The organism is Vibrio sp. A8-1 (assembly GCF_013048685.1).
Classification (GTDB): domain Bacteria; phylum Pseudomonadota; class Gammaproteobacteria; order Enterobacterales; family Vibrionaceae; genus Vibrio; species Vibrio metschnikovii.
This window is the reverse complement of the sequence record NZ_VHTC01000071.1, coordinates 1-3097: the sequence shown is the minus strand read 5'-3', so window position 1 is coordinate 3097 and position 3097 is coordinate 1. Positions and strand designations below refer to the sequence as shown.

Annotated in this window: 3 protein-coding genes and 1 pseudogene; all 4 read right to left on the bottom strand. The window is 38.1% G+C overall.

Annotated features, from left to right (window positions below; all coding sequences use genetic code 11):
• Positions 1 to 126: 126 nt before the first annotated feature.
• Positions 127 to 297, bottom strand: a pseudogene (locus FKN93_RS17135) (VOC family protein); the annotation flags it as partial.
• Positions 298 to 414: 117 nt separating this feature from the next.
• On the bottom strand, positions 415 to 774 hold the full coding sequence (locus FKN93_RS17130; protein WP_170905739.1) for a VOC family protein: 360 nt from the start codon (positions 772 to 774) through the stop codon (positions 415 to 417).
• A gap of 623 nt (positions 775 to 1397) precedes the next feature.
• Complete coding sequence (locus FKN93_RS17120; RefSeq protein WP_072609610.1) at positions 1398 to 1808, bottom strand: hypothetical protein; 411 nt, start codon at positions 1806 to 1808, stop codon at positions 1398 to 1400.
• A 605-nt stretch (positions 1809 to 2413) separates the two neighbouring features.
• On the bottom strand, positions 2414 to 2845 hold the full coding sequence (locus FKN93_RS17110; protein WP_170905738.1) for a nuclear transport factor 2 family protein: 432 nt from the start codon (positions 2843 to 2845) through the stop codon (positions 2414 to 2416).
• Positions 2846 to 3097 lie beyond the last annotated feature (252 nt).

Here is a 3097-nt window from a genome sequence, read left to right as displayed (position 1 = left end):
CGCCACTGTTCAAAGTTAGCGAGGGTGTTAAGGAGTTTATCTGGCATCATTGTGACCGGGTTGATTTAGTTACAATGATTAAATCAGGTTAATTGAAATAAGTTGAGCTACGCTGCCGTAAGCTCACAATTTATATGAATCTCGGCTTTCTCGATAATTTTCGGCAAGGATCTTAAGTCCTAATATTTCCGTATAAAATGACTTAGATCGTTGATAATCTGAGCAAATAATCGCTACATGATGAATACTTTCTAAATTCACAACATTCTCCGATTTGAACTTTAGCCGAGTAAACATAACGCCGCGTTAAGGGGTGAGCAACGCAACTACCAACCTTCCGCATTGCACTAAAAACCAATAAAATCAACGCATAATGAAAATGCTATGCGTTGCGAATCCCTCTTTAACGCCTTGTTATGCGCGTGCTTCAGACCAAACAGCAAATTCATTACCACTTGGCTCTATAAAATGAAAACGACAACCACCAGGAAATTCAAAGATTGGACGGATGATATCGCCGCCATTTTTCACAACTTTCCCCAATGTGCTTTCAATATCTGAACTATAGAAAACTAAGAGTGCGCCACCATTTTCAGTCCGACTAGAACGCTCAGATTTGAAAAAACCACCATCTAAACCTTCATTTGAAAAAGCTGCGTATTCAGGTCCATAGTCAACAAAGCTCCAGCCAAAAACCTTTGAAAAGAATGCTTTCGTTGACTCTAAGTCTTTCGCTGCAAATTCTACATAATTGAGCTTTTCATGCTGATTCATTGTTAACTCCTGTCATTTTTCCAATTAGCGCATAACGCCCAATTAAGTAGCCCGAAACGCAACGACCAACTTTACGCACAACACCGTAATCACTAAACTCAACGCATAATAAAAATGCCACGCGTTGAGGGTCTGCTTGAATTGTTTGTTATATTTCAGTTCCATACAGCCACTGAAACACCAAACAACCTTTGAAAATAGTACATAACATCAAAAGCTTAACGTCAGTTGAGCCAGATTTCGATACAAAAAACAATTAATTTTGAAATCGAATCAAGCTTACCCATTGATTCTGATGATAAATATCAGAGAAATAAGCCATTAATGTAAACCAAATCAAAAGAGCTGCTAAATGCGATTAAACAATAATGTTCGTTAGACATTGATAAACTTGATCAAATCAACAGCTATGCTTCACAAGAAATCATCAACCAGCAAAACACTCACATTACCACTTAACTTTTAAATTTGTAGTACGTTGAATTTAAGAGAAATATAACGCCCGGTTAAGGGGCAGCCAACGCCATTACCAAGCTTCCGCATAACACCGTAACCACAAAAACCAACGCACAGTAAAAATGCCACGCGTTGGCTGTCCCTCTTGAACCGTTTGTTATGTGAATTTACCAGAATTTCCACCATGCCCTCTTTTCCACTTCACCACCCTCAGAACCGTCAGGGTATACAACTATTTCCGCTTGTGGGCTAAAGAGGGCAAGATTATGTTTAACAGCGAGTGATTGAACAAGGTCATATACGTAGTCAGATTTAGACCAAACCGAGCTTATAATTATGTGCGCGGCAGACTTATCAAACTCACAACTCCAAGGACAAAAATCGATGTCCTCAGTTTTGTCGTCCGGAATGTCATCAATTTCAGGATGTATGGCAGTTAACTCACGATAAAAATCTTCTATTGCTGCATTTTTAGCAACATTACTGTAATTACCTTCAAGTATTTCAGCGTAAATTTCACTGGCTTCCGCGTTGGATACTCGCTTTTCCAAACTTAAAATTGCGATATCAAAACTCATAGTTTCCCTTATTCACATAACGCCCGGTTAAGGGGCAACCAACGCTACTACCAACTTTCCGCATAACACCGTAATCACAAAAACCAACGCATAATAAAAATGCCACGCGTTGGTTGTCCCTCTTGAACCGTTTGTTATATTTCAGTTACATACAGCTACTGAAATACCACACAACCTTTAAAAATTAGCTAAAAAATCAATCGATTAACGTAAATTGAAATCACTTTTTTGTACAAAAATACAAGCAGATAATTTTATAATCGATAAAATATTACCAATTGATTTTAATAACAAATATTAGATAAATAAGAAATTAATGTTAACTCAATCGAAAAAACTACCAAATGCGATTAAACGATAATGTTTATTAGTCATTGATATACATGTTCAACCAACAGCTATCGGAAACCAGAAATCATCAACCAGCAAAACACTTACATTACCACTTAACGTTTAAATTTGTAACACGTTGAATTTAAGAGAAATATAACGCCGCGTTAAGGGGTGAGCAACGCAACTACTAACTCACCGCATTACACTAAAAACTAATAAAATCAAAGCATAACGAAAATGCTACGCGTTGCGAATCCCTCTTTAACGCCTTGTTATGCGTAACTTTCTCCTGACAGGACAGAAATTCTTTCTAAATCTTGGCTTGGAAAATCAGGATCTACATACACATACATACGACTTATTCTTTCTCCTTTAAATTCAAATACACTACAAAAACGACCAGTGGAAACATTGTTGTCCGGCCAAGAAGTACCATCGCTCATTACACCACCCTCCTGTCCTTCAACAATTACCTTGTTTCCAGCGGTTGTTATTTGAAAGCCGTCTATGTCGTGCCAAATACTGATCAACGAACTACCAATTCTATTGCCGAACTCCACTAAGGCATTCTTTCCTTTCGCTTGTCCAAATTTAGGAAAGAAAAAATCAACATCCTCTGAAAACAGATCCAGATAACTAGGATCACCTGCGTCTACTTTCTTGAAATACTTAATTACTAGTTCAACTAACTCATCTTTGTTCATAATTATTCCTACGTCCATATTATATTTACGCATAACGCCGCGTTAAGGGGTGAGCAACGCAACTACCAACTCTCCGCATTGCACTAAAAACTAATAAAATCAACGCATAACGAAAATGCTACGCGCTGAAGGATCCCCTCATAAATCACCCAGCGCATAACCATATTGGTGAAGTTGCCGTGTAAGCTCTGCCCCTGCTTCGAGCAGCTCTAACGTTGTAATTTCGTAGTCTGACCTGCGTAGAACTTCCAT